The sequence below is a fragment of the Streptomyces sp. NPDC001204 genome, assembly GCF_053598035.1.
Genome location: NZ_JBSFJL010000003.1, coordinates 369,017 through 390,838 on the forward strand (window position 1 = coordinate 369,017; position 21,822 = coordinate 390,838).

At 72.4% G+C, this 21,822-nt stretch carries 20 protein-coding genes; 9 read left to right on the forward strand and 11 right to left on the reverse strand.

What is annotated here, in order from left to right:
• Positions 1 to 7: 7 nt before the first annotated feature.
• The gene (locus ACWC91_RS07165) at positions 8 to 1,873 is read right to left on the reverse strand and encodes an AAA family ATPase (protein ID WP_225076288.1); all 1,866 of its coding nucleotides are present in this window, start codon (positions 1,871 to 1,873) and stop codon (positions 8 to 10) included.
• 431 nt (positions 1,874 to 2,304) lie between these two features.
• Complete coding sequence (locus ACWC91_RS07170) at positions 2,305 to 2,925, reverse strand: uridine kinase family protein (protein WP_450641977.1); 621 nt, start codon at positions 2,923 to 2,925, stop codon at positions 2,305 to 2,307.
• Positions 2,926 to 3,197: 272 nt separating this feature from the next.
• Between ACWC91_RS07170 and ACWC91_RS07175 the strand changes: the two genes are divergently transcribed.
• Positions 3,198 to 4,583, forward strand: coding sequence for a peptidase C39 family protein (locus ACWC91_RS07175; RefSeq protein ID WP_450641967.1), 1,386 nt, complete (start codon positions 3,198 to 3,200; stop codon positions 4,581 to 4,583).
• 197 nt (positions 4,584 to 4,780) lie between these two features.
• Positions 4,781 to 5,401 carry a TetR/AcrR family transcriptional regulator gene (locus tag ACWC91_RS07180; RefSeq protein ID WP_281156785.1) on the forward strand — a complete coding sequence of 207 codons (621 nt, stop codon included), beginning with the start codon at positions 4,781 to 4,783 and terminating at the stop codon, positions 5,399 to 5,401.
• 67 nt (positions 5,402 to 5,468) lie between these two features.
• Here the strand turns inward: ACWC91_RS07180 and ACWC91_RS07185 are convergent, their stop codons facing one another.
• Positions 5,469 to 6,701 (reverse strand): glycoside hydrolase family 18 protein, encoded by a 1,233-nt coding sequence (locus ACWC91_RS07185; RefSeq protein WP_450641969.1) that lies wholly within the window; start codon positions 6,699 to 6,701, stop codon positions 5,469 to 5,471.
• A gap of 322 nt (positions 6,702 to 7,023) precedes the next feature.
• Here ACWC91_RS07185 and ACWC91_RS07190 point away from each other — a divergent pair, with 322 nt between their 5' ends.
• The gene (locus ACWC91_RS07190) at positions 7,024 to 8,196 is read left to right on the forward strand and encodes an acyl-CoA dehydrogenase family protein (RefSeq protein WP_225075985.1); all 1,173 of its coding nucleotides are present in this window, start codon (positions 7,024 to 7,026) and stop codon (positions 8,194 to 8,196) included.
• Here the strand turns inward: ACWC91_RS07190 and ACWC91_RS07195 are convergent.
• Both ACWC91_RS07195 and ACWC91_RS07200 read right to left on the reverse strand, forming a co-directional pair.
• Positions 8,159 to 8,410: a hypothetical protein gene (locus ACWC91_RS07195; protein ID WP_225075986.1), complete on the reverse strand. Its 252-nt coding sequence runs from the start codon at positions 8,408 to 8,410 to the stop codon at positions 8,159 to 8,161. The genes ACWC91_RS07190 and ACWC91_RS07195 overlap by 38 nt on opposite strands.
• Positions 8,411 to 8,589: 179 nt before the next feature.
• The gene (locus ACWC91_RS07200; RefSeq protein WP_225075987.1) at positions 8,590 to 9,036 is read right to left on the reverse strand and encodes a uroporphyrinogen-III synthase; all 447 of its coding nucleotides are present in this window, start codon (positions 9,034 to 9,036) and stop codon (positions 8,590 to 8,592) included.
• A 234-nt stretch (positions 9,037 to 9,270) separates the two neighbouring features.
• Between ACWC91_RS07200 and ACWC91_RS07205 the strand changes: the two genes are divergently transcribed.
• The 4 genes from ACWC91_RS07205 (at position 9,271) to fxsA (ending at position 13,414) form a co-directional block, all read left to right on the forward strand.
• On the forward strand, positions 9,271 to 9,711 hold the full coding sequence (locus ACWC91_RS07205; protein ID WP_141362887.1) for an Lrp/AsnC family transcriptional regulator: 441 nt from the start codon (positions 9,271 to 9,273) through the stop codon (positions 9,709 to 9,711).
• Between the two features lie 128 nt (positions 9,712 to 9,839).
• On the forward strand, positions 9,840 to 11,444 hold the full coding sequence (locus tag ACWC91_RS07210; protein ID WP_225075988.1) for an amidohydrolase: 1,605 nt from the start codon (positions 9,840 to 9,842) through the stop codon (positions 11,442 to 11,444).
• Between the two features lie 546 nt (positions 11,445 to 11,990).
• The gene (locus ACWC91_RS07215; RefSeq protein WP_225075989.1) at positions 11,991 to 12,797 is read left to right on the forward strand and encodes a polyprenol monophosphomannose synthase; all 807 of its coding nucleotides are present in this window, start codon (positions 11,991 to 11,993) and stop codon (positions 12,795 to 12,797) included.
• A gap of 41 nt (positions 12,798 to 12,838) precedes the next feature.
• The gene (gene fxsA / locus ACWC91_RS07220; RefSeq protein WP_281156782.1) at positions 12,839 to 13,414 is read left to right on the forward strand and encodes an FxsA family membrane protein; all 576 of its coding nucleotides are present in this window, start codon (positions 12,839 to 12,841) and stop codon (positions 13,412 to 13,414) included.
• Positions 13,415 to 13,544: 130 nt separating this feature from the next.
• Here the strand turns inward: fxsA and ACWC91_RS07225 are convergent, their stop codons facing one another.
• The 4 genes from ACWC91_RS07225 to yczE form a co-directional block, all read right to left on the reverse strand.
• The gene (locus ACWC91_RS07225) at positions 13,545 to 13,919 is read right to left on the reverse strand and encodes an RNA polymerase-binding protein RbpA (RefSeq protein WP_003977404.1); all 375 of its coding nucleotides are present in this window, start codon (positions 13,917 to 13,919) and stop codon (positions 13,545 to 13,547) included.
• Positions 13,920 to 14,198: 279 nt separating this feature from the next.
• Positions 14,199 to 15,548, reverse strand: a complete 1,350-nt coding sequence (locus tag ACWC91_RS07230) for an MFS transporter (protein ID WP_450643759.1) — start codon at positions 15,546 to 15,548, stop codon at positions 14,199 to 14,201.
• A gap of 73 nt (positions 15,549 to 15,621) precedes the next feature.
• Positions 15,622 to 16,389, reverse strand: a complete 768-nt coding sequence (locus ACWC91_RS07235) for a glycerophosphodiester phosphodiesterase (protein WP_281156780.1) — start codon at positions 16,387 to 16,389, stop codon at positions 15,622 to 15,624.
• On the reverse strand, positions 16,386 to 17,036 hold the full coding sequence (yczE, locus tag ACWC91_RS07240) for a membrane protein YczE (protein ID WP_281156779.1): 651 nt from the start codon (positions 17,034 to 17,036) through the stop codon (positions 16,386 to 16,388). Before yczE ends, ACWC91_RS07235 begins: the two co-directional genes overlap by 4 nt.
• 100 nt (positions 17,037 to 17,136) lie before the next feature.
• On the opposite strand from yczE, the gene ACWC91_RS07245 reads away from it, so the two are divergent.
• Positions 17,137 to 18,636: an SCO1417 family MocR-like transcription factor gene (locus tag ACWC91_RS07245; protein ID WP_225075994.1), complete on the forward strand. Its 1,500-nt coding sequence runs from the start codon at positions 17,137 to 17,139 to the stop codon at positions 18,634 to 18,636.
• 426 nt (positions 18,637 to 19,062) lie between these two features.
• Here the strand turns inward: ACWC91_RS07245 and ACWC91_RS07250 are convergent, their stop codons facing one another.
• Both ACWC91_RS07250 and ACWC91_RS07255 read right to left on the reverse strand, forming a co-directional pair.
• Positions 19,063 to 20,673 carry a P-loop NTPase family protein gene (locus ACWC91_RS07250; protein WP_281156778.1) on the reverse strand — a complete coding sequence of 537 codons (1,611 nt, stop codon included), beginning with the start codon at positions 20,671 to 20,673 and terminating at the stop codon, positions 19,063 to 19,065.
• Positions 20,674 to 20,709: 36 nt separating this feature from the next.
• On the reverse strand, positions 20,710 to 20,904 hold the full coding sequence (locus tag ACWC91_RS07255; protein ID WP_141362905.1) for a hypothetical protein: 195 nt from the start codon (positions 20,902 to 20,904) through the stop codon (positions 20,710 to 20,712).
• A 308-nt stretch (positions 20,905 to 21,212) separates the two neighbouring features.
• On the opposite strand from ACWC91_RS07255, the gene ACWC91_RS07260 reads away from it, so the two are divergent.
• Entirely contained in the window at positions 21,213 to 21,605 is a 393-nt protein-coding gene (locus tag ACWC91_RS07260) for an ankyrin repeat domain-containing protein (RefSeq protein ID WP_225075996.1), read from the forward strand.
• Positions 21,606 to 21,822 lie beyond the last annotated feature (217 nt).

Genomic DNA, 21,822 nt, shown 5'->3' on the forward strand with positions numbered 1-21,822 from the left:
ACCGTGCTCACACCCCCGACGGATCCTGGGGCCCCCGTCCCGACAGCACCTCCCCGTACGCCTGCATCAGGTCCGGCAGCCGCAGGGTCGACAAGTCGTCCCGGGTCGGCGTTCCCGGGTACGTCGACAACCTCAGGTCCCGGTAGGCGCAGCTCTTCTCGTAGAGGGTCCGCAGGAACCGGCCGTTGCCGAGTTCGTCGATCCAGCCCTGGTCGACCACGTGCCCGGCGATCGAGTGCAGCTCGTCCCGGGCCTCGTCGTCCCACAGGTCACCGTTCTCCGTGGCGAGCACCTTGCCGATCTCGGTGAGTTCCGTCGGCCGGTACGACGGGAAGTCCACGCGCGTGGTGAAGCGCGACGACAGCCCGGGGTTCGCGGCGAGCAGCCGGTCCATGCCCTCGGGGTAGCCGGCGAGGATCACCACCAGGTGGTCGCGGTTGTCCTCGGCCCGCTTGAGCAGCACCTGGAGGGCCTCGTCGCCGTACGCGTCGCCCTTGCCGTAACCCGAGTTCGACAGGGAGTAGGCCTCGTCGACGAAGAGCACACCGCCGATCGCGGAGTCGATGAGCTCGTTGGCCTTGACGGCGGTCTGCCCCAGATATTCGCCGACCAGATCGGCCCGCTGCGCCTCCACCAGATGGTCGCCGCCGAGCAGGCCGAGCGCGTAGAAGACACGGCCGAGGATGCGGGCGACGGTGGTCTTGCCGGTGCCCGAGGGGCCGGAGAAGACGAAGTGGCGTTTGGGCGGCTGCACGGGCAGCCCCTGACCGGCCCGCAGCCGCGCCATGTTCAACTGCGCAGACAGGGCCTTGACCTGCCGTTTCACCGGTTCGAGCCCCACCATGCGCTCGAGTTCGGAGAGTGCTTCCTCCAGCAGCGCCGGGTCGGTGGGCCCGGTGGGCAGCGGCGCGTCGGCGGCCGGGGTGCGCCGGCGCACCGCCGGATCGGTCACCGAGGGCAGCGGACCGGTCACCGACAGGTCGGTCCCGGACAGCTTCAGGTCCCGGCCCTCGGCGCCGAACAACGGGTCCAGCAGATCCGGGCCGTCCATGAGGTCCTGCCCGAGGCCGGTGAGGGTGATCGCGGCGAGGCCGGCCGTGTCCTCGTACCCGTCGCCCTCGGCGATCGCCGTGAGCCGCGCAGAGGTGTCCATGAAGGCCGGGTCGACCCGGTGCACCGCCCGGTACAGGGGGAGCGCCGCCGCGCTGCGGCCGGTGCCCTCGTGCGCCCGCGCCAGCCAGTACCTGAGTTCCTTGCGCTGCGGCTGCTCGCTGCGGCAGCGCATCAGCGCGGCCGACAGCAGCGGCTCGGCCTGCCCGTACATCTCCAGGCGCACCCGGGCCATGCCGCCGAACAGTCCGGCCTCGATGCCGAGCAGCGGATCGTCGAGCAGCGGGTCGGTGTGCCGGACGAGCTGTTCCCAGTCCTTGACGAGGTAGGCGCGGCAGGCGTGCAGAAAGCGGACCTGGGGGTCGGCGTCCACCGGCGGCAGCCCGGCCAGCGCGCGGTCCAGCTCGGGGACATGGCGGCCGTCCAGCCAGTGCGAGACGTGCGCGAGCAGCAGGTCGCGCGGGCTCTCCAGTACGGGCTGCACCCACCAGCCCAGCCAGTACCAGGAGTTGAGGGTGCGGCGATGCCGGGCGCGCTGTTCGCCGAAGCGGTCGCGGTGCCGGAACATCCTGAGCAGCGCGGTCGTCGTGTCGACGCGCAGCGCGTGCAGACCGAGCCAGCCGTCGGCCATCCCCGGGTCGAGCCGCACCGCGGCCCGGAACTCCTCCTCCGCCTGCGGATAGGCGCCCATGGTGTAGGCGTCCACGCCTCGCAGCCACGCGAGGTCGGCCGGGGCCTTCGGGCCCTGCGTGCCGAAGTCCATCACGTCCCCCACAAACCGTGCCCCCGAAGGTTCGCCGCCAGGCATCCACCTGACGGCTTCCTGTGGTCGAACCGCTCTACCGCGGACCGGAGTTGCAGGTGCGCGAAGCAGTCGTTCAAAGGTCGCACCGAGGGCATCGTACCTGCGGGGCCGCCGCCCGCCGAAGGGTGCCGCACAGGCTGTTCGGTGGGGTGGCGGCGTACGGGACGCAGCCGGTGTGGTGACCGAGGGTGAGCGAATGACGTCGCGCAGCGTCCGGAAAACGCGAAGAGGGCAGAACGAAGCCCCCGATCACGGGGGAACAACCGGGGGCTTCGTGACTGCGGGCGGTACGCGATGACCGCTCATTGAGAACGTAAGACCTGTACGGCCCCCCGGTCAAGCGGAGTTGGGGGACTCGGGAAAGTTGCTTGGCAAGGGCCTTCACAAGTTCAGCACATTGCCGATGGCCCGTCACCGTGGGTGACAAACTGGTCGGGTCCAACGGCCCCGGCAGGCCCTGGCAGCACCGCGTATCCCTCTGGCAACTGCCGCACCAGAAGATCGGCGAAGGGCCGCGAGGGGTCCTCGGCGAAGTGCCGCCGCTCCGCCTCGACCCACCCGGCCCAGAACTCCCGCTGTTCCTCGCCGTCGCGCGACCGGCCCCGCGCCCAGGCCTCCTCGCGTGGCAGATCCATCCACAGCACGTGCGCTAGATGCGGACGCAGCGCCCGCCGTCCGGCGCCCACGCCCTCCACAAGGATCACGGGCGCGTGCGGCAGCGTCCGCGCGGCCCCGAACCGCCGCGCCCGCCAGTCGTAGGGGGCGTAGCGCGCCGCCGCTCCCCGCCCGAGGGGCTCGACGACCTCACTCAGCAGCCGGCCTTCCCACGCGAACAGTTCCTCGTGGCTGGCGACGTCGTCCAGGTGCAGCACGGGCGCGCCCCCCAGCGCCGCGGCCAACTTCCCGGTGAACGTGGACTTCCCGGATCCCGCGTGCCCGTCGACGCCGACCAGCCGCACGGTCCCGCAGGACGGCGGCGCATCACGAAGGAAGGCGGCGAGGGCGCGGATGGCGATTCCCGGAGTGCGTGGAGGGGAGGGGACGGTGTGTTCTCCGCGGTCATTCTAGTGACCGCTCCCCGCGCCGCCGGTGGTCGCGGGGGGCCGCGCGGGCGGCCGCCTGACCGGCGACGCGGGGACTAGGCGCAGGTCATGCCAGTGGTGGAGACCAATATTGGTGGGCGTGGCGTATGTCGAAGTGCTGGCAGGAGGCGGGTGTCACGGCCATAGTGGGCGCAGCCACGGACCCGCCCCGACTTCGGACACCTGGGGGTCATCCACCCATGAGCAGAGCCGAACAGCCGTCCCGCAGATCAGTCCTGGCCGTCGCGGTCGCCGCGGCGGCGATGGCGGGTGGCGCGGCCCCGTTGGCCGCCGCGGCCACGGCCGCCCCCGCCGCCCCCGCCGCCGGCGCCAAGGGCGCCGGAGCCGCCCCGGCCCGCCCGGTCGACTACCGCGCCTGGATCACCTACACCGACTGGCGCGCGGGCACGGCCCGCGGCACCCGCGCCGTCGCGGGCACCCGGCCCGGCCTGGAGATCGCGCAGCCCGCGGGCACCACCGACTACACCGACCCGCACACCGGCACGACCAGGACCTGGGAGTACGCCACCTGGACCAGCCCGGCGCACCGCCTGTCCGTCCCGGCCACGGAGGCGGTCGCCTCCTGGAACGCGCACACCCCGGCCGGCACCTGGCTCCAGGTCGAACTGCGCGGCACGTACTCCGACGGCACGGACACCCCCTGGTACGTGATGGGCCGCTGGGCGGCCGGCGACCAGGACGTCAAACGGACCTCCGTCGACGGCCAGAGCGACGGCCGCAGCACCATCTGGACGGACACCTTCTCCCTGGACGATCCGGCCTCCGGGCTGCGGCTCACCTCCTACCGGCTGCGGCTCACCCTCCACCGCAGGCCCGGCACCCAACTCACGCCCACCGTCTGGCGGATCGGCGCCATGGGCTCCGACGTCCCCGACCGCTTCACCGTCCCGGCCTCCACCCCCGGCGTGGCCAAGGAGCTGGCCGTCCCGCGCTACTCGCAGTCGATCCATTCCGGCCAGTACCCCGAGTACGACAACGGCGGCGAGGCCTGGTGCAGCCCCACCTCCTCCCAGATGATCATCGAGTACTGGGGCGGACGGCTCACCCCCGAGCAGCTGTCCTGGGTCGACCCGTCCTACGCCGACCCGCAGGTCTGCAACGCGGCCCGGTACACGTACGACCACCAGTACGAAGGCTGCGGCAACTGGCCGTTCAACGCCGCCTACGCGGCCACCTTCAAGGACCTCCAGGGAGTGGTGACCCGGCTCGGCTCGCTCACCGATCTGGAGACGCTGATCGCGGCCGGGATCCCGGCCATAACGTCCCAGTCCTTCCTCAACACCGAGCTGACCGGCGCCGGTTACGGCACCAACGGCCACCTCATGACCGTCATCGGCTTCACCGCGGACGGCGACGTGATCGCCAACGACCCGGCCTCGCCGAACGACGCGGCGGTACGGCGTGTGTACCGGCGCCGGGAGTTCGAGAACATCTGGCTCAGGACCAAGCGCTACAACGCCTCCGGCAAGGTCGCCTCCGGCTCCGGCGGCATCTGCTACCTGTACTTCCCGGCCCACCTCACGGGCCACCAGCGCAAGGCGCTCGCCGCCGTGGGCGTGAGCTGACCGGAACTCCGCGCGGGTACGAAGGCCCCGGGCGACCGGGGCCTTCCAGGCGACCCGCCTCCGGGCCGGGCCGGCCTGCCATACTGCGGTTGTCCGACCGCCAGTTGGAGGCCAGGGTCGAATTGAACATCCAACCGCGTGAGACCGCCCGCCCCCAAGCTCCGAACTCCGTTCGAGCAGGGGGGACCCCCAGCCGGGTGCGCGGCACCGAGCGCTCCGAGGGTCGTCGAGCCGAACTCCTCGCCATCGGACGGAGACTGTTCGCCGACACGTCCTACGACGCCCTCTCGATGGACGACATCGCCCGGCAGGCCCATGTGGCCAAGGGACTGATCTACTACTACTTCCGGTCCAAGCGCGGCTACTACCTGGCGATCATCGAGGACTCCGTCGCCGACCTGGTCACCTCCGCGGCGCGCGGCCTGGAGATGCCGGCCGTGGACCGGGTGCAGCGCACCATCGACGGCTACCTGCGCTACGCGGAGCACAACCAGGCCTCCTACCGCACCATCGTCTGCGGCGGCGTCGGCTTCGACACCGAGGTGCACGCCATCCGGGACGGCGTGCGCGAGGCCATCGTCGCGACCATCGCGGAGGGCGCCTACGGCCGTACCGCCATCGCCCCGGTGGCCCGCATGGGGCTGCTCGCCTGGGTGTGCAGCGTCGAGGGCGCCACCCTGGACTGGATCGGCCGGCCCGGACTCTCCCGGGAGACCATGCGCGAGTTGCTGGTGAAGACCCTCGGCGGCGCGCTGCGCGCCATCGAGGAGATCGACCCGACCCACCCGGCCCCCGCACCCGCCCGCCGCGACGACTGAGGGACAAGGGCCCGGGGCGAGGAGGCGGGAGGGGAGTCGCCCTCCGCCCGCCTCCTCGGTCCCGGCGCTACCTGATCGCCTTGATCAGCTCCCCGCTCGCGGTGTCCCCGCTCAGCTCCCAGAAGAACGTCCCGCCCAGGCCCTGGTCGTTCTTGTACGTCATCTTGGTCGCGATGGTCGCCGGAGTGTCGTAACTCCACCATTCGCTGCCGCACTTGGCGTACGCGGTGCCGCCCACCGTGCCGGTCGCCGGGCACTTGGTCCTGAGCACCTTGTAGTCGTCGATGCCCTGTTCGTACGTGCCCGCCGCCGGTCCGGTCGCCGTGCCGCCGGGCGCGGACTGGGTGACGCCGGTCCAGCCGCGGCCGTAGAAGCCGATGCCGAGCAGCAGCTTCGAGGCGGGGATCCCGAGGCCCTTGAGCTTGGCGATGGTCGCCGAGGTGGTGTACTCCGTCTTCGGAATACCGGAGTAGGAGGTCAGCGGCGAGTGCGGAGCCGTCGGCCCGGCCGCGTCCCAGGCGCCGAAGTAGTCGTAGGTCATGGGGTTGTACCAGTCGACATGCGCCGCGGCGCCCGCGTAGTCGGCCGCGTCGATCTTGCCGCCGCTGCCGGCGTCCGCCGGGATCGCCGCGGTGACCAGCGCACCGCCGCCGAGCTTGGCCCGCAGCGCCGCCATCAGGTTCTTGTAGGCCGCGCGGCCGCTGGTGTCGCAGGTGTTGCCGCAGGCGTTGGGGTACTCCCAGTCGATGTCGATGCCGTCGAAGACGCCCGCCCACTTGGAGTTTTTGACCAGGTCGTAGCAGGACTGGGCGAAGGCGGCCGGGTTCTTCGCGGCCTCGCCGAAGCCGCCCGACCAGGTCCAGCCGCCGAACGACCACAGCACCTTCAGCCCCGGGTGCTTCTTCTTCAGCTTCAGCAGCTGGTTGAAGTTGCCGCGCAGCGGCTGGTCCCAGGTGTCGGCGAGCCCGTCCACCGACTCGTCGGCGGTGTAGGCGCGGTCGGTCGCCGCGTACGAGTCGCCCATGGCGCACTTGCCGCCGGTGACGTTGCCGAAGGCATAGTTGATGTGGGTGAGTTTCGCGGCTGAGCCGGAGGTCTCGATGTTCTTCACGTGGTACTTGCGGTCGTAGACGCCCCATTCGGTGAAGTAGCCGACCACCTTGGAGCCCGCGGCTGCCGTCTGGGCGGCGGACCGGGTGGGGGTGGCGGTGGCCGTGCCCGCGCCGGCGAGCAGTCCGGCGCCGAGCGCGACGGTACAGGCGGCGGACAGCAGCGCCCGGAGGCGGTGCGGAGTGTGCATCGGTGTCTCCTCGTGGGGGAGAGGGGATCGTGCCGATTGGCATGAACGCGGTAAGCGTTGGTTTCGGGCACCCTAGGAGGACTAGACCAGTGCGGTCAATGGTTCGGACCAATTTCGGCCCACCGGGATTTCTTGAAGTAAGCGGTCGTTAACCGGTGACGAGATGCCTCGGATCGGGCATACTCACAGCGCACAGCCGCTGGTCAGCAGCTTCCGTGACCCGGGATCGCCGACATCGGCTGGCCCGAGAAAGACCCCGGCGGAGCCGCCCCACCCAAGGCGCACATCCGCCGATGTGCCCGAAAGGGAGGAGAGCGTCGCCATGCCCGACCGCGCCCCGCAGCCGGTGGACCGGCAACTGCCCACGGAGGAGGCCCGGGACCTGATCTCGCTCGTCCGCGACATCGCGCAGCACGAGATCGCCCCGAAGGCGGCCGAGGAGGAGGACGCGGGACGCTTCCCGCGCGAGGTCTTCACCCTGCTCTCCCGCTCCGGCCTGCTCGGCCTGCCCTACGACTCCGAGTACGGCGGCGGCGACCAGCCCTACGAGGTCTACCTCCAGGTCCTGGAGGAGCTGGCCGCGGCCCGTCTCACCGTCGGCCTGGGCCTGAGCGTGCACACCCTCGCCTCCTACGGGCTCGCCGCCTACGGCACCAAGAAGCAGCAGGTCGAGCATCTGCCCGCGATGCTGGGCGGCGGCCTGCTCGGCGCGTACGCCCTCTCCGAGCCGGCCTCCGGCTCCGACGCCGCCTCGCTCAGCACCAAGGCGGTCCGGGACGGTGACGGCTGGGTGCTCACCGGGACCAAGTCCTGGATCACCCACGGCGGGGTCGCCGACTTCTACACGGTGATGGCCCGCACCGGTGAGCGGGGCCCGCGCGGCATCACCGCCTTCCTGGTGCCGGCCGGCGCCGAGGGCCTGAGCGCCGCCGCCCCGGAGAAGAAGATGGGCCTCAAGGGCTCGCCCACCGCGCAGATCCATCTCGACGGTGTGCGGGTCGGCGACGACCGGCGTCTGGGGGAGGAGGGGCAGGGCTTCGCCATCGCCCTGTCCGCGCTCGACTCCGGGCGGCTCGGCATCGCGGCCTGCGCCATCGGCCTCGCCCAGGCCGCGCTGGACGAGGCGGTCGGTTACGCCGCCGGACGGCAGCAGTTCGGACGGCCGATCTCCGACTTCCAGGGGCTGCGCTTCATGCTCGCCGACATGGCGACGCAGATCGAGGCCGGCCGCGCGCTGTACCTGTCGGCGGCGCGGCTGCGCGACGCGGGCCTGCCGTTCGCGCGGCAGGCGGCCATGGCCAAGCTGTTCTGCACGGACGCGGCCATGAAGGTGACCACGGACGCCGTCCAGGTGCTCGGCGGATACGGCTACACCGCGGACTTCCCGGCCGAGCGCTACATGCGCGAGGCCAAGGTCCTGCAGATCGTCGAGGGCACCAACCAGATCCAGCGGATGGTCATCGCCCGTCACGTCGCGGGTCCCGAGACCCGCTGAGCTGCGCGAGACCGGCCGGCGGCGCCGCCAGCCGGACCCACTCCGGGTCGTGACGCCCCGGCAGGGTGCGGCCCCGGTCGGCCCAGACGCGCATCAGGTCGCGGTAGATCGGCGGGTCCGTGGGCTGCGAAGGCACAGACGGAACCGATTCTGCGGGCGGCGGCGGCACGAAGACGCGCCGCCGTCGTCCGGCTGCCGGATGCGTGGTGGTCATACCCGGGCAACGCGGAGTACGGCGGGCAGGTCACCGCCCGGTGGAATCGCGCGTGAGTTCACCGGCGTCCGGGCCGGCGGTCTCCGGGGAGCCGGGGTCGCTGTTCGGGCACCACGGCGGCCTGTGGGCCGTGGCCGTGGTGCGCGGACGGACGCGGGTGCCCGGCGGTGCGGCGTCGCTCAGGCGGCGAACCGGCGCAGCTGCGGCACGCGCATCGGGCGGGAGCCCGGGCCGCCGACGTGCGAGAAGGGCTGCATGCGCCAGTCGAGGCTCTGCGGGAGCGTCAACAGCAGCGCGGTGTCCTGTTCCTGGGGGCCGACGGACTCGTCCGCGGGCCGGGCCTCGGACGCCCAGCGTCCCGTACCGGCGCAGACCGTGAGTCCGAACGGGTTCCACGGCGAGACGCACAGCGCGTGCTCCGGCAGAACCTCCTCGTCCGCCAGCAGGGCGATGGGCTGCGCGCACTCCGGGCAGATCACCCGGTACATCTCGAAGGTGTCGTAGGCGTCGGTTTCCGCGCCGTCCACGTCGTCGTCGACGTCGGGTTCCAGGCTCTCCGGCTGGAACTCGATGACCGACTGCCGTCGCCCGGGCACAGAACGACCAGGGCGCTTGAGACTCTGCATGGGATTCTCCCCCTAAGGCTGGGCCGTGAAGGCGCTGCGGCCTCGACCACAGCAAGCACTTCCCGTCCGCTCTCGCCGGTAATCACGAGAACATCACGGAGAGGCTTCGGGGTGTGTGGCGTTGGTCACATGCTGCTCGCAGGTGCCCGCCGTGGTGGTTTTGTCCGCCGGCGGGACACGACCCGGGTCGTTCGGCTGTCCCGGGAGATCGGCCGCACTGTAGGTTCTTGCGCCATGGAGGAGCTGGACCGACAGATCGTGCAGCTGCTCGTCAAGGACGGGCGGATGAGCTACACCGACCTGGGCAAGGCCACCGGTCTGTCCACGTCGGCCGTGCACCAGCGGGTGCGGCGGCTGGAGCAGCGCGGTGTCATCCGCGGCTACGCCGCCGTCGTCGACGCCGAGGCCGTGGGGCTGCCCATGACCGCCTTCATCTCGGTCAAGCCCTTCGATCCCAGCGCCCCCGACGACATCGCCGACCGGCTGGCCGGCGTCCCCGAGATCGAGGCCTGCCACAGCGTCGCCGGCGACGAGAACTACATCCTCAAGGTCCGCGTCTCCACCCCGCACGAGCTGGAGGAACTGCTGGCCCGCGTACGCACGTTGGCGGGCGTCTCGACCCGCACGACGGTGGTCCTCTCCACCCCGTACGAATCCCGCCCGCCCCGTATCTGACCCGATCCGGCGCAGCGGGCACGTCCCGGGACGCCGGGCGGGCTCGTCGGGGCGCCCGCGGTGGGGTTCCGGAGCGTGTCGGGTGACCTGCGTGCCGGGGGGTTCGGGGCAGGCGGGAGACTGGGGGCATGAGTGAGCGTGCTGCCGAGGTCCGGACCGTCCTTCTGCGCAGGGGCGAGATCCACAGTCCCGCCGACCCGTTCGCGACCGCCATGGTCGTGGAGGCGGGCCAAGTGGCCTGGGTCGGCTCGGAGGGGGCGGCCGACGCCTTCGCCGACGGTGTCGACGAGGTGGTCGACCTGGACGGCGCCCTCGTCACCCCGGCGTTCACCGACGCCCATGTGCACACCACCGCCACCGGCCTCGCGCTCACCGGTCTCGACCTGTCCGACGCGCCCTCCCTGGAGGCGGCGCTCGCCCGGGTACGGGACTTCGCCGCCGCCCGCCCGGACGACCGCGTCCTGCTCGGCCACGGCTGGGACGCGGCCCGCTGGCCCGGCGGACGTCCCCCGACGCGCGCCGAACTCGACGAGGCCACCGGCGGCCGGCCCCTCTACCTCAGCCGTATCGACGTGCACTCCGCGGTCGTCACCACGGCACTGCTCGACCTCGTACCGGAGATCCACGGGCCCGTGGACGGCCCGCTGACCGCCGACGCCCACCACGCCGTACGGGCCGCCGCGTTCGCCGCCGTCACCCCCGCCCAGCGCGCGGGGGCGCAGCGCGCGGCGCTCGCCCGTGCCGCCTCCCTGGGCATCGGATCGGTGCACGAGTGCGGCGGCCCGCGCATCTCCTCCGAGGACGACTTCACGGGCCTGCTGCGGCTCGCCGCCGAGGAACCCGGCCCCCGGGTCGTCGGCTACTGGGCCGAGCAGGACGTCGACAAGGCGCGCCGGCTGGGCGCCGCCGGCGCCGCCGGCGACCTCTTCGTCGACGGCTCCATCGGCTCGCACACCGCCTGCCTGCACGCGCCCTACACCGACGCCGCCCACACCGGCACCGCCTACCTGGACGCGGCCGCCGTCGCCGCCCACGTCGCCGCCTGCACCGAGGCGGGCCTCCAGGCCGGCTTCCACGCCATCGGCGACGCCGCCGTCACCGCGGTCGTCGACGGGGTGCGCGCCGCCGCGGAGAAGGTCGGCCTGGCCCGCGTCCGCGCCGCCAGGCACCGCGTCGAGCACGCCGAGATGCTCACGCCGGAGACCGTCGCGGCCTTCGCCGAACTCGGTCTCACCGCGTCCGTGCAGCCCGCCTTCGACGCCCTGTGGGGCGGCGAGGAGGGCATGTACGCCCAGCGCCTGGGCGCCGAGCGGGCCCGGACGCTGAACCCCTTCGCGGCCCTGCTGCGCGCCGGCGTCCCCCTCGCCTTCGGCTCCGACAGTCCCGTCACCCCGCTGGACCCGTGGGGCACGGTCCGGGCGGCGGCCTTCCACCGCACCCCCGAGCACCGCGTCTCCGTCCGCGCCGCGTTCACCGCGCACACCCGCGGCGGCTGGCGGGCGGTCGGACGGGACGACGCGGGCGTCCTGGTGCCCGGCGCCCCCGCGGACTACGCCGTCTGGCGCACCGGCGAGCTCGTCGTCCAGGCCCCCGACGACCGGGTCGCGCGCTGGTCGACCGACCCGCGTTCGGGAACCCCCGGGCTGCCCGACCTCACCCCGGGCGGTGACCTGCCCGTCTGCCTGCGGACCGTGGTGGGCGGACGGACGGTGTTCGTACGGCCGGGCGAGTGATCTCCCGGGGAGGCGCCGCGCCGCCCCGCGTCCGCCGCGGGGTCGCGCGACCTGCGCATCCTCCGCCCCGACCCGGCGATCGTGGCCGTTTGTACAGGTCAAGGCACTGGTTGACAGGCGACGGCAGCGGGCCGGTAGGTTCTGCCGGGTCCACCACCGGACGCCCGGCCGGGGAACTTCCGTACCCGCGTCGCGGCGCCGCTGCGTCAGGGACGGTGTACCGCACCGGGTCACCGTCGCTGGGAGCCAGGCTCAGCGCCCGCGTCCGCGGGGGAACGTTCCGGACGGTCGGCAAGGTGTGACCCGGGTGGGGCCCGGGCGCTCAGTAGACAACGGCTTTCGGTAGACCCGCAGCCAGCGGGTCCCAGGTCGGCCCGAAGGGCGCCGGGCCCCCATCCGCCGGACGGGCGGATCCATGACACGATCGAGGCGAGCGCTCTTACCCCGCTCTTGCCGAATCGACACCCCCGTACGCCTGCGATGTCACGTCCTCGCAGGCCGGGGCCACTAGGGTGGTCCTCTGCGTACGGACATGAAGGGGCAGTAGTGAACGACGGCGACGGCACCCCCGCGGCCGGCTCCCGGGCCCGGGACAGGCGACTCGGCCCGCTCGGCACGGCCTTGGTGATCATTCCGACCTACAACGAGGCGGAGAACATCAAGACGATCGTGAGCCGGGTGCGCACGTCCGTCCCCGAGGCGCACGTCCTCGTGGCCGACGACAACAGCCCCGACGGCACGGGCAAGCTCGCCGACGAACTGGCGGCCGAGGACGGCCAGGTGCACGTGCTGCACCGCAAGGGCAAGGAGGGCCTCGGCGCCGCCTACCTCGCGGGCTTCCGCTGGGGCCTGGAGCGCGACTACGGCGTCCTGATCGAGATGGACGCCGACGGCTCCCACCAGCCCGAGGAACTGCCCCGGCTGCTGACCGCCCTCAAGGGCGCCGACCTGGTGCTCGGCTCCCGCTGGGTGCCGGGCGGACGCGTGGTGAACTGGCCGAAGTCCCGCGAGTTCCTCTCGCGCGGCGGCAGCACCTACTCCCGCATCGCCCTGGACCTTCCCCTGCGGGACATCACCGGCGGCTACCGCGCCTTCCGCCGGGAGACGCTGGAGGGCCTGGGCCTGGACGAGGTCGCCTCGCAGGGCTACTGCTTCCAGGTCGACCTGGCCCGCCGCGCCGTGAGGGCGGGCTACCACGTCGTCGAGGTCCCCATCACCTTCGTCGAGCGCGAGCACGGCGACTCCAAGATGAGCCGCGACATCCTCGTCGAGGCGCTGTGGCGGGTCACCGCGTGGGGCGTGGGGGAGCGGGTGACCAAGATCACCAGCCGGGGCGGCAAGCCCCGGGCGTAGCACTTATCCGGGATTGAGCAGCCGCCAGGCACACTGGGAGCATGACGACTGGCGCTCCGACCTCTTCGTACTCCGCCCGGCCCCGGCGTTCCCGGCCCCGCCGGTATCTGCCGCTGAGCCTCGCGGTGTGGATCGTGCTGGAGATCTGGCTGCTGACGGTGGTCGCGGGAGCGGCGGGCGGGTTCACGGTCTTCCTGCTGCTGGTCGCCGGCCTCGTCCTCGGCGCGGTGGTGATCAAGCGGGCGGGCCGCCGTGCCTTCCAGAACCTCAACGAGGCGCTCCAGCAGGGCGGTGCCCCCTCCTCGCGCCGCGGTGGCAACGGCCTGATGATGCTGGGCGGCCTGCTGCTGATGATCCCCGGCCTGATCTCGGACGCGGTGGGCCTGCTCCTGCTGCTTCCGCCGGTCCAGCAGGCCGTGAGCCGCTACACGGGGCGGACCGTCGACCGCAGGCTGCGCGAGGCCACCCCCGGCACGTTCGGCGACGCCTTCCAGCAGGCCCGCATCCACCGCCCCGACGGCAAGGTGGTCCAGGGCGAGGTGATCAGGGACGAGCCGGCGGACGCGTCAGGGCCGGCCGATCCGTCTGGGGAGCAGCGCCCGCCGCTGACCCGGTGACACCGGCGCATCGCGCCACTCGTCCCACCGGGAACGGACATGGCAGCGGGCGCCGTACGTGAACGTACGGCGCCCGCTGCCATTGGCGTACGTGGCGTGCGCTGCGAACCGGCCCGGCCCCCGGCGGGGACTACGCGCTCTTGCGGCTGTCCCGGGGATGGACGGCGATGTTCATCGCACCGGACCGCAGCACGGCGAGACGCTCCTCGAGGACCTCTTCGAGCTCCTCGCGGGTACGCCGCTCCATCAGCATGTCCCAGTGCGTACGCGCCGGCTTCGCCTTCTTCTCCTCCGGCCCGTCGCCATCCACCAGGAGTGCCTGGGCCCCGCAGACCTTGCACTCCCACTCCGGCGGGATCTCCGCCTCGACCGAGAAGGGCATCTCGAAACGGTGCCCCTTCTCGCATGCGTACTCCACGGCCTGGCGCGGGGCCAGGTCGATACCGCGGTCGGTCTCGTAGCTGGTCACCACGAGGCGCGTGCCGCGAAGAGCTCGCTCACTCATGAATCGTGCCTCCCGGGCTTGTCGCCCACAGGACAGGTGTCGCTGTCGTCGTCATCCGGTCAACGTCCGGTCGGCGGTAAAGATTCCCGTTCCGATCTCCCGTTCCGGGTCATGCGTCGCCGTCGTAGCCGCAGCCTTGTCAACCAGTGCAGTACCCACCGGCGCCCGGTTTGTCACATCTGTTAGGAGATGTCACCCAGCGTTTCGGCATCTTTGACACGCAGTAACGGTACGCCTGGCAGGCCAAACGCGTACACTACCGCCCTTTCGCCTTGAGTGCTAAATCCGATCCGGAACGGGATTGCCCGCGTCGCCGATCGCACGGCGCACCGGAACCCTGGCGAGCAGCACGAACCCGATCGCGAAGAACGCCACCAGCGAGATGATCGCGTCCCGGTAGCTGCCGGTCAGCTGGTAGGTGAGCCCGAACAGGAGCGGGCCGAGCCAGCTCATGCCCCGGTCGCTCATCTCGTACGCCGAGAAGTACTCGGCCTCCTTGCCCGGCGGGACCATGTGCGAGAACAGAGACCGGGACAGCGCCTGGCTCCCGCCGAGGACCAGCCCGATCCCGGCCGCCAGCACGAAGAACCACATCGGCGCCCCGGCCGGCAGGAAGTACCCGGCCGCAAGGATCACCGCCCACGCGGCCAGCGATCCGAGGATCGTGCGCTTGGCCCCGTACCGGCGGGCCAGCCGGCCCATGCCGAGCGCCCCCGCCACCGCCAGCACCTGCACCATGAGCACCGCCGTGATGAGCGTCGACTGGCTCAGGTTCAGCTCCCGGGAGCCGTACACCGAGGCCTGCGAGATCACCGTCTGGATGCCGTCGTTGTAGACGAGGTAGGCCAGCAGGAAGGACAGGGTGAGCGGTTTGCCCCGCATGTCCCGGATCGTGGAGGCGAGTTGGCGCCAGCCGTGGACCGGCGCCGCGGCGGGGGCGGTGCGGCGGTCGCGCAGCCGCTTCAGCGGAACGAGCGTGAAGAGGCCCCACCACAGACCGGCCGAGGCCAGGCAGATGCGCACGGCTGTCGACTCGGAGACGCCGAAGGAGTCGTGGGCGGTGAACAGGACGAGGTTCGCCACCAGCACCAGTGAGCCGGCCGCGTAGCCGAAGGCCCAGCCGCGCGAGGAGACCGCGTCGCGCTCCTCGGGCGCGGCGATCTGCGGCAGATAGGAGTTGTAGAGGACCATCGAGACGGCCACCGACGCGTTGGCGACGATCAGCAGCAGACCGCCGAGCAGATAGCGGTGGCCGTCCAGGAAGAACAAGCCCGTGGTGGCGCCGGCGCCCACGTAGGCGGCGGCCGCCAGGAGCGGCTTCTTGCGGCCGGTGCGGTCGGCCGCCGCGCCGGCGACCGGCATCAGCACGATCGCCACGATCACGGACGCCGAGACGCAGTACGCGAAGAACGACCCGGTCCGCACCGGGATGCCCAGCGGGTGCACGAACCCGTCCGCGTCCGCCGCCGACTCGGCGACCGCCGTGAGGTAGGGGCCGAGGAACACGGTGAGCACGCTCGTGGAGTAGACGGAGCACGCCCAGTCGTAGAAGTACCAGCCGCGCTGCTCGCGGCGCCGGTCGGCGGCCTCGTCGCCGGCCTGTCCTGCCCGCACGGTGTCACTGCCCACCCCGTGCCCTCGCTTCCCCGCTGGTTCCCCTGTTGCCGACGGTCCGCGAAGGTGAACGGGGGTGTGCCGGGTCTCAGGCCCAGACACCCCGGTCCTCCATGACCTTGCGCAACGTGTCGATGTGATCGGTCATGATGCCATCGACACCGAGGTCCAGGAGGCGGTGCATCAGCGAGGGTTCGTTGATCGTCCACACGTGCACGTGCAGCCCGCGCGCGTGGGCGGCGCGCACGAACCGCCCGTCGACCACCGGGACGCCGTACTGGGACACGGGCACCTGCGCGGCAACCGCGGACCGGCGCGGCACCGCCGGCAGACCCCAGGACCGCAGCCGCAGAGCCAGTACCCCGCGGGTGCCGTACGAGGTCGCGAGGCGCGGCCCGGCCAGGTGCCGCGCCCGGACCACGCGTGCCTCGGAGAACGAGCCGACGCAGACGCGGTCCCAGGCGTTCGTCCGCTCGATCAGGTCCAGCAGGGGGCGCAGGGCGGGTTCCGCCTTGACGTCGACGTTCCAGCGGACCCCGGGGAAGGTCTCCAGCAGCTCCGCGAAGAGCGGCACCGGTTCCCGGCCCGCCACGCGCGCCTGGCGCACGTCCTCCCACGGCAGGTCCGCGATCCGGCCCGCGCCGTCGGTCACCCGGTCCAGGGTCGCGTCGTGGAAGGCGACGAGCCGGCCGTCCGCCGTGGCGTGCACGTCGGTCTCCATGTAGCGGTAGCCGAGGCCGGCCGCCTGCCGGAACTGCGCCACCGTGTTCTCCAGCCCGTGGGCCGCCCCGCCGCGGTGCGCGAACGGGATGGGGCCCGGATGGTCGAGGTACGGGTGGCGTGCGGGCGTGGTCACGGACGCAGTATGGCTCGTTCGGGTGTCCCGGCGGCAACGGGCTTGTCTCCGGCCGACGCCGGAACGGCGAACACACGCAGGAAGAGCTGGGCCAGCGGGCCGATGGACACCGCGTACAGCACCGTGCCGACGCCGATCGTGCCGCCGAGGGCGAAGCCGGTGACCACGACCGCCACCTCCACGGCCGTCCGCATCAGACGGATCGAGCGGCCGGTGCGCTGGTGCAACCCCGTCATCAGTCCGTCGCGGGGGCCGGGCCCGAAGCGGGCGGCGATGTAGAGGCCGGTGGCGACTCCGTTGAGCACGATGCCCGCCAGGAGCAGCGGAACTCGGACGGTCAGTGTGCGGGCGTCGGGCACCAGGGCGAGGGTGCCGTCCAGGGCGAGGCCCACGATGAAGACGTTGGAGACCGTGCCCAGCCCGGGGCGCTGGCGCAGCGGGACCCACAGGAGCAGAACCACCGCTCCGACGATGATCGACACCACGCCGATCGTCAGGCCCGTCAGTTCGGACAGGCCCTGGTGCAGCACGTTCCATGGCTCCAGGCCCAGGCCCGCCCGGACGAGGAGCGCGGAACTCGCGCCGTACAGCGTGAGGCCGGCGTAGAGCTGGATCAGTCGTCGCCCGAGGCGGGCCGGTGTGGACAAAACGTCCCCCCTGGTGGTGGAAGTGGCCTGGTGGATGACACTCTGTGGCGTGGGGAGATTATCCATCCATGGCCAATTCGAGAAAGGTGGACTGGTCATCATGGCGCAGTGGACCTCTGCGGTGGGCGCCGCGCAGCTCGCTCGGCTGCTCAAGTCCCAGCAGGACCGCCCGGCGGGCCCGGGCTCACGCCGCCCGCCCGCCTATCGCGCGCTCGCCGACGGCATCCGGCTGCTGGTGCTCGAAGGCCGTGTCCCGGTGGCCGCCCGGCTGCCCGCCGAGCGTGAACTCGCCGTGTCCCTCTCCGTCAGCCGCACCACGGTCGCCGCCGCCTACGAGGCCCTGCGCACCGAGGGCTTCCTGGAGTCCCGGCGCGGCGCGGGCAGCTGGACCGCGGTGCCGGCGGGTAATCCGCTGCCCGCGCGCGGACTGGAACCCCTGCCGCCGGAGGCACTGGGCTCGATGATCGACCTCGGCACCGCGGCCCTGCCGGCCCCGGAGCCGTGGCTCACCCGCGCCGTTCAGGGCGCGCTGGAGGAACTGCCGCCCTACGCCCACACCCACGGCGACTATCCCGCCGGGCTGCCCGCGCTTCGCTCGATGATCGCCGAGCGGTACACCACGCGTGGGATCCCCACCATGCCCGAGCAGATCATGGTGACGACCGGCGCCATGGGCGCCATCGACGCCATCTGCCACCTCTTCGGGGGCCGCGGCGAGCGCATCGCCGTCGAGTCGCCGTCCTACGCGAACATCCTCCAGCTGATGCGGGAGGCGGGCGCCCGGCTCGTGCCCGTGGCCATGGCCGAGGGACTGACCGGGTGGGACCTGGACCGCTGGCGCCAGGTGCTGCGCGAGGCCGCGCCCCGGATCGCCTACGTCGTCGCCGACTTCCACAACCCGACCGGCGCGCTCGCCGACGAGGAGCAGCGGCGGAGGCTGGTGGAGGCGGCCCGCTCGGCGGGGACGGTGCTCGTCGTCGACGAGACGATGAGCGAGCTGTACCTGGAGCCGGGGCTGGAGATGCCGCGGCGGGTGTGTGCCTTCGACCCGGCCGGGTCCACGGTGATCACCGTCGGCTCGGCCAGCAAGGCGTTCTGGGCCGGGATGCGCATCGGCTGGGTGCGGGCCGCCCCCGACGTGATCCGCAGCCTGGTCGCCGCGCGGGCCTACGCCGACCTGGGCACCCCCGTACTGGAGCAGTTGGCCGTGAACTGGCTGTTCAGCACCGGGGGGTGGGAGGAGGCCGTGGCGGTCCGGCGGGACCAGGCCCGCGACAACCGGGACGCCCTGGTCGCGGCGGTCCGGCGCGAGCTGCCCGGCTGGGAGTTCGAGGTCCCCGCCGGCGGCCTCACGCTGTGGGTGCGCACCGGCGGCCTGTCGGGCTCCCGTATCGCCGAGGCGGGCGAGCGCGTGGGCGTCCGTGTCCCCTCCGGTCCGCGCTTCGGCGTCGACGGCGCCTTCGAGGGATACGTCCGCCTGCCGTTCACGGTCGCGGGAGCGGTGGCGGAGGAGGCGGCGACGCGACTGGCGGCGGCGGCCCGGCTGGTGGAGGCGGGGGCCTCCAACGGGGGCGAGTCCCCTCGCACCTTCGTCGCCTGAGCGCTGCCCGCGGCCCGGTGGGTCGGCTCGGGGCGGCGCGTCTCGCGTCCGTCTGCGGCTTGGCGGGCTCACGACGGCTGTGCGGCAGGGGTTCACGACGGCTGTGCCGAGGGCGCGCGCGGGGGCTTCGGCGAGGGTGTTCACGAGGGCTCTGCGACCGCTTCGGTCACCGCCTCCGTGGGCTCCGGCACCGGAGGAGGCGGCGACGCGGCTGGCGGCGGCGGCCCGGCTGGTGGAGGCGGGGGCCTCCAACGGGGGCGAGTCCCCTCGCACCTTCGTCGCCTGAGCGCTGCCCGCGGCCCGGTGGGTCGGCTCGGGGCGGCGCGTCTCGCGTCCGTCTGCGGCTTGGCGGGCTCACGACGGCTGTGCGGCAGGGGTTCACGACGGCTGTGCCGAGGGCGCGCGCGGGGGCTTCGGCGAGGGTGTTCACGAGGGCTCCGCGACTGCTTCGGTCACCGCCTCCGTGGGCTCCGCGACCGCCTCCGTCACCGCCTCCATGGGCTCCGGCACCCGCTCCCCGTCGGCCGGCGTGGTCTTCGGCGGCAGAAGGTCGAGCACGGCCTGCCGGTGCGCCTCGCTCGTCGCGTCGTCGTAGGGGTCCGGCGTGACCGGCACCTGGAGCCGGTGGACCGGCTTCGTCCCCAGCCGGGCGTACCCGCGTCCGGCCGGGACGACGGGCAGCGGCGTCGTGTGCGGCGGCGCCCCCAGCACCGCCTTGAGCTGCTCCGCCGTCGCCGGTCCGAGCACGACACGCGCGCGTGTGTGCTGCCGTACCGCGTCGCTCAGCGCCTCCGCGCTGTCGAACTGCTCGGCCACGACGACCGCCACGCCGACCGCGCGTCCGTGCCGCAGCGGCACCTGGAGCAGCGCCTGCGGATCCTTGCGGCCGTCCGCGGCGGCCAGGTGCGTGAACGCGGTCGGCCGGTCGAGCAGCAGCCACAGCGGCCGCTTGGTGTCCTCCGGCGGCGGATGACCCGCCTGCCGCGCGCGGTTGACGGCGATCAGCCTGCGCTCCGTCTCGGTGGCCGCCCACTCCAGGCTCGCCAGCACCCCGGCCAGCCCGCACTCGACCGCGAGCACCCCGTCCCGGCCGGTCAGGCAGGCGAATTCGCCGGTCCCGCCGCCGTCGACGATCAGCACGTCGCCGTGCTGGAGGGCCTGGAGCGCGATGGAGCGCAGCAACGTCGAGGTGCCGCTGCCGGCCTGGCCCAGGGCCAGCAGGTGCGGCTCGGTGGAGCGCAGGCCCGTGCGCCAGAGGACCGGCGGCACGTCGCGCTGCTCCTCGCCGTAGCCGAGGGGGAGCGTGCGCTGGACCTCGCCGGGGTCGGTGAAGCCGAGCACGGTCTCTCCCGGCGCCGTGACGAAGCGCTGCGCGGCGATGTCCGTGGGCAGCGGGGCGAGCGCGGTGACGGTGAGCTGGTTGCCCTCCTCGTCCCAGGAGAAGAGGTATTCGCGGCCGCGGCCGGCCTTGACGGTGAGCAGGTGCTCGATCCGCGCGCGGGACTCGGTCTCGCCGTCGGTGAAGTACGCGGGGTAGCGGATCAGCAGGTGGCACACGCGTCCCGAGTCGTCGAACTCGAAGGTGGGGAACGCCTTCTCCCACGCGCCGCCGTGCGCGTACAGCGGTGCCGGATCCTCGGCCGCCGAGAAGTAGGGGACCAGGGCCTCGTACAGGGAGACCAGGCGCTGGACGCGCGACTCGTCGGGGCCCTCGGGCTTGGGCGGGGTACGGTCGCGGCCCTGCCAGCCCGCCGCCGCCATGAGGACGATGCCGAAGAGCAGCGGCCCGTACGGCACCAGGGCCACGACCAGGATCACCGATACGACCAGGAAGAGGAGCGGTCCCCGCCGGTCCTTCGGTGTCTCCGCCCACTTGCGCCGCCCGGCCCCGGCCAGTCGGCGCAGACCGCGCGAGATCGTGATCAGCGGGTGGAGGACGTCGGTGGCGCCGCCCGCCGCCGTCCGGGCCAGCTCCCGGCCGCGGGCGATCTGTGCGCTGCCGTTGCTCAGAATGCGAGGGAGAGGGCGCCGGTCCACTTCATGCTCCAGGGGTGCGTACGGACGGGGGCGGAATCAGAAATTGAGCCCGCCCAAGAGGCTCGCGAGGCTTGCGCCCCCGGCCTTGATGCTCGGGGCCACGCCGGTGCTCGACAGGTAGAAGCCGAAGAGCCCGCAGACCGTCGCGTGCGAGCTCTTCAGCCCGTGGTTGCGGCAGAACAGGAAGACGACGGTGCCGAGCAGCACAACGCCCGAGATGTTGAGGATCATTGCTCTCTCCTGGTTCACGGGGGACAGTCACCATGAGTTCTTCCAGGCTCACAGAATGTATCCATATGACAAAAGGTGCAACTAGGTGAATTTCGTTTGATTTCCATCGGTTGGCGGAGTCCCGTGGGGTGCCTGAGCCGCCCTGTTGCATCCGACCGCGTCAGTGGTGATCTTTACCTCGGGCGCATCCGGCCATGTGGCGCACGAGCCAGTACGCTGGCGATTCACTCGTACGGCCGACCAGCGCGGACCGCCGTACGCTTGCTCCCCGCAGTACCGAACGTTCGCAGTGAGAGGCGGTCCGGCCGATGAGTGAAGCCCCCGACCCCGAGGTCGTGGAGCTGGCGACCAAGATCTTCGATCTGGCCCGGCAGGGGCGGACCGAGGCACTCGTGGCATACGTCGACGCGGGCGTCCCGGCCGACCTCACCAACGACCGCGGCGACTCCCTGGTGATGCTCGCCGCATACCACGGCCACGCAGCCGCCGTCCGCGCGCTGCTGGCCCGAGGCGCCGACGCCGACCGCGTCAACGACCGGGGCCAGACCCCCCTCGCAGGAGCGGTCTTCAAGGGTGAGCAGGAAGTGATCAAAGCCCTCCTGGAGGGCGGCGCGGACCCGTCCGCCGGCACCCCCTCGGCCGTCGACACGGCCCGGATGTTCGGCAGGACGGAGCTGCTGGAGATGTTCGGCGAGAGCTGATCCCCGGGCCGGAAGCAGCCGCTTCGGCCCTTCTGACCAGGAACGACACAAACAACGGGGGAGGCGGTACAGGGCCGCCGGAAATTTCGGTCGCGGCAGCGCGGACGCCGGGTCATCATGACGTCGTGATTCACGGACGCGATGGCTGGGCAGGTGTTGCCGCACCGCGCGGGCCGTGATCCGGCCCGCATGGGCCACCGACGAGAGGCAGAGGAAG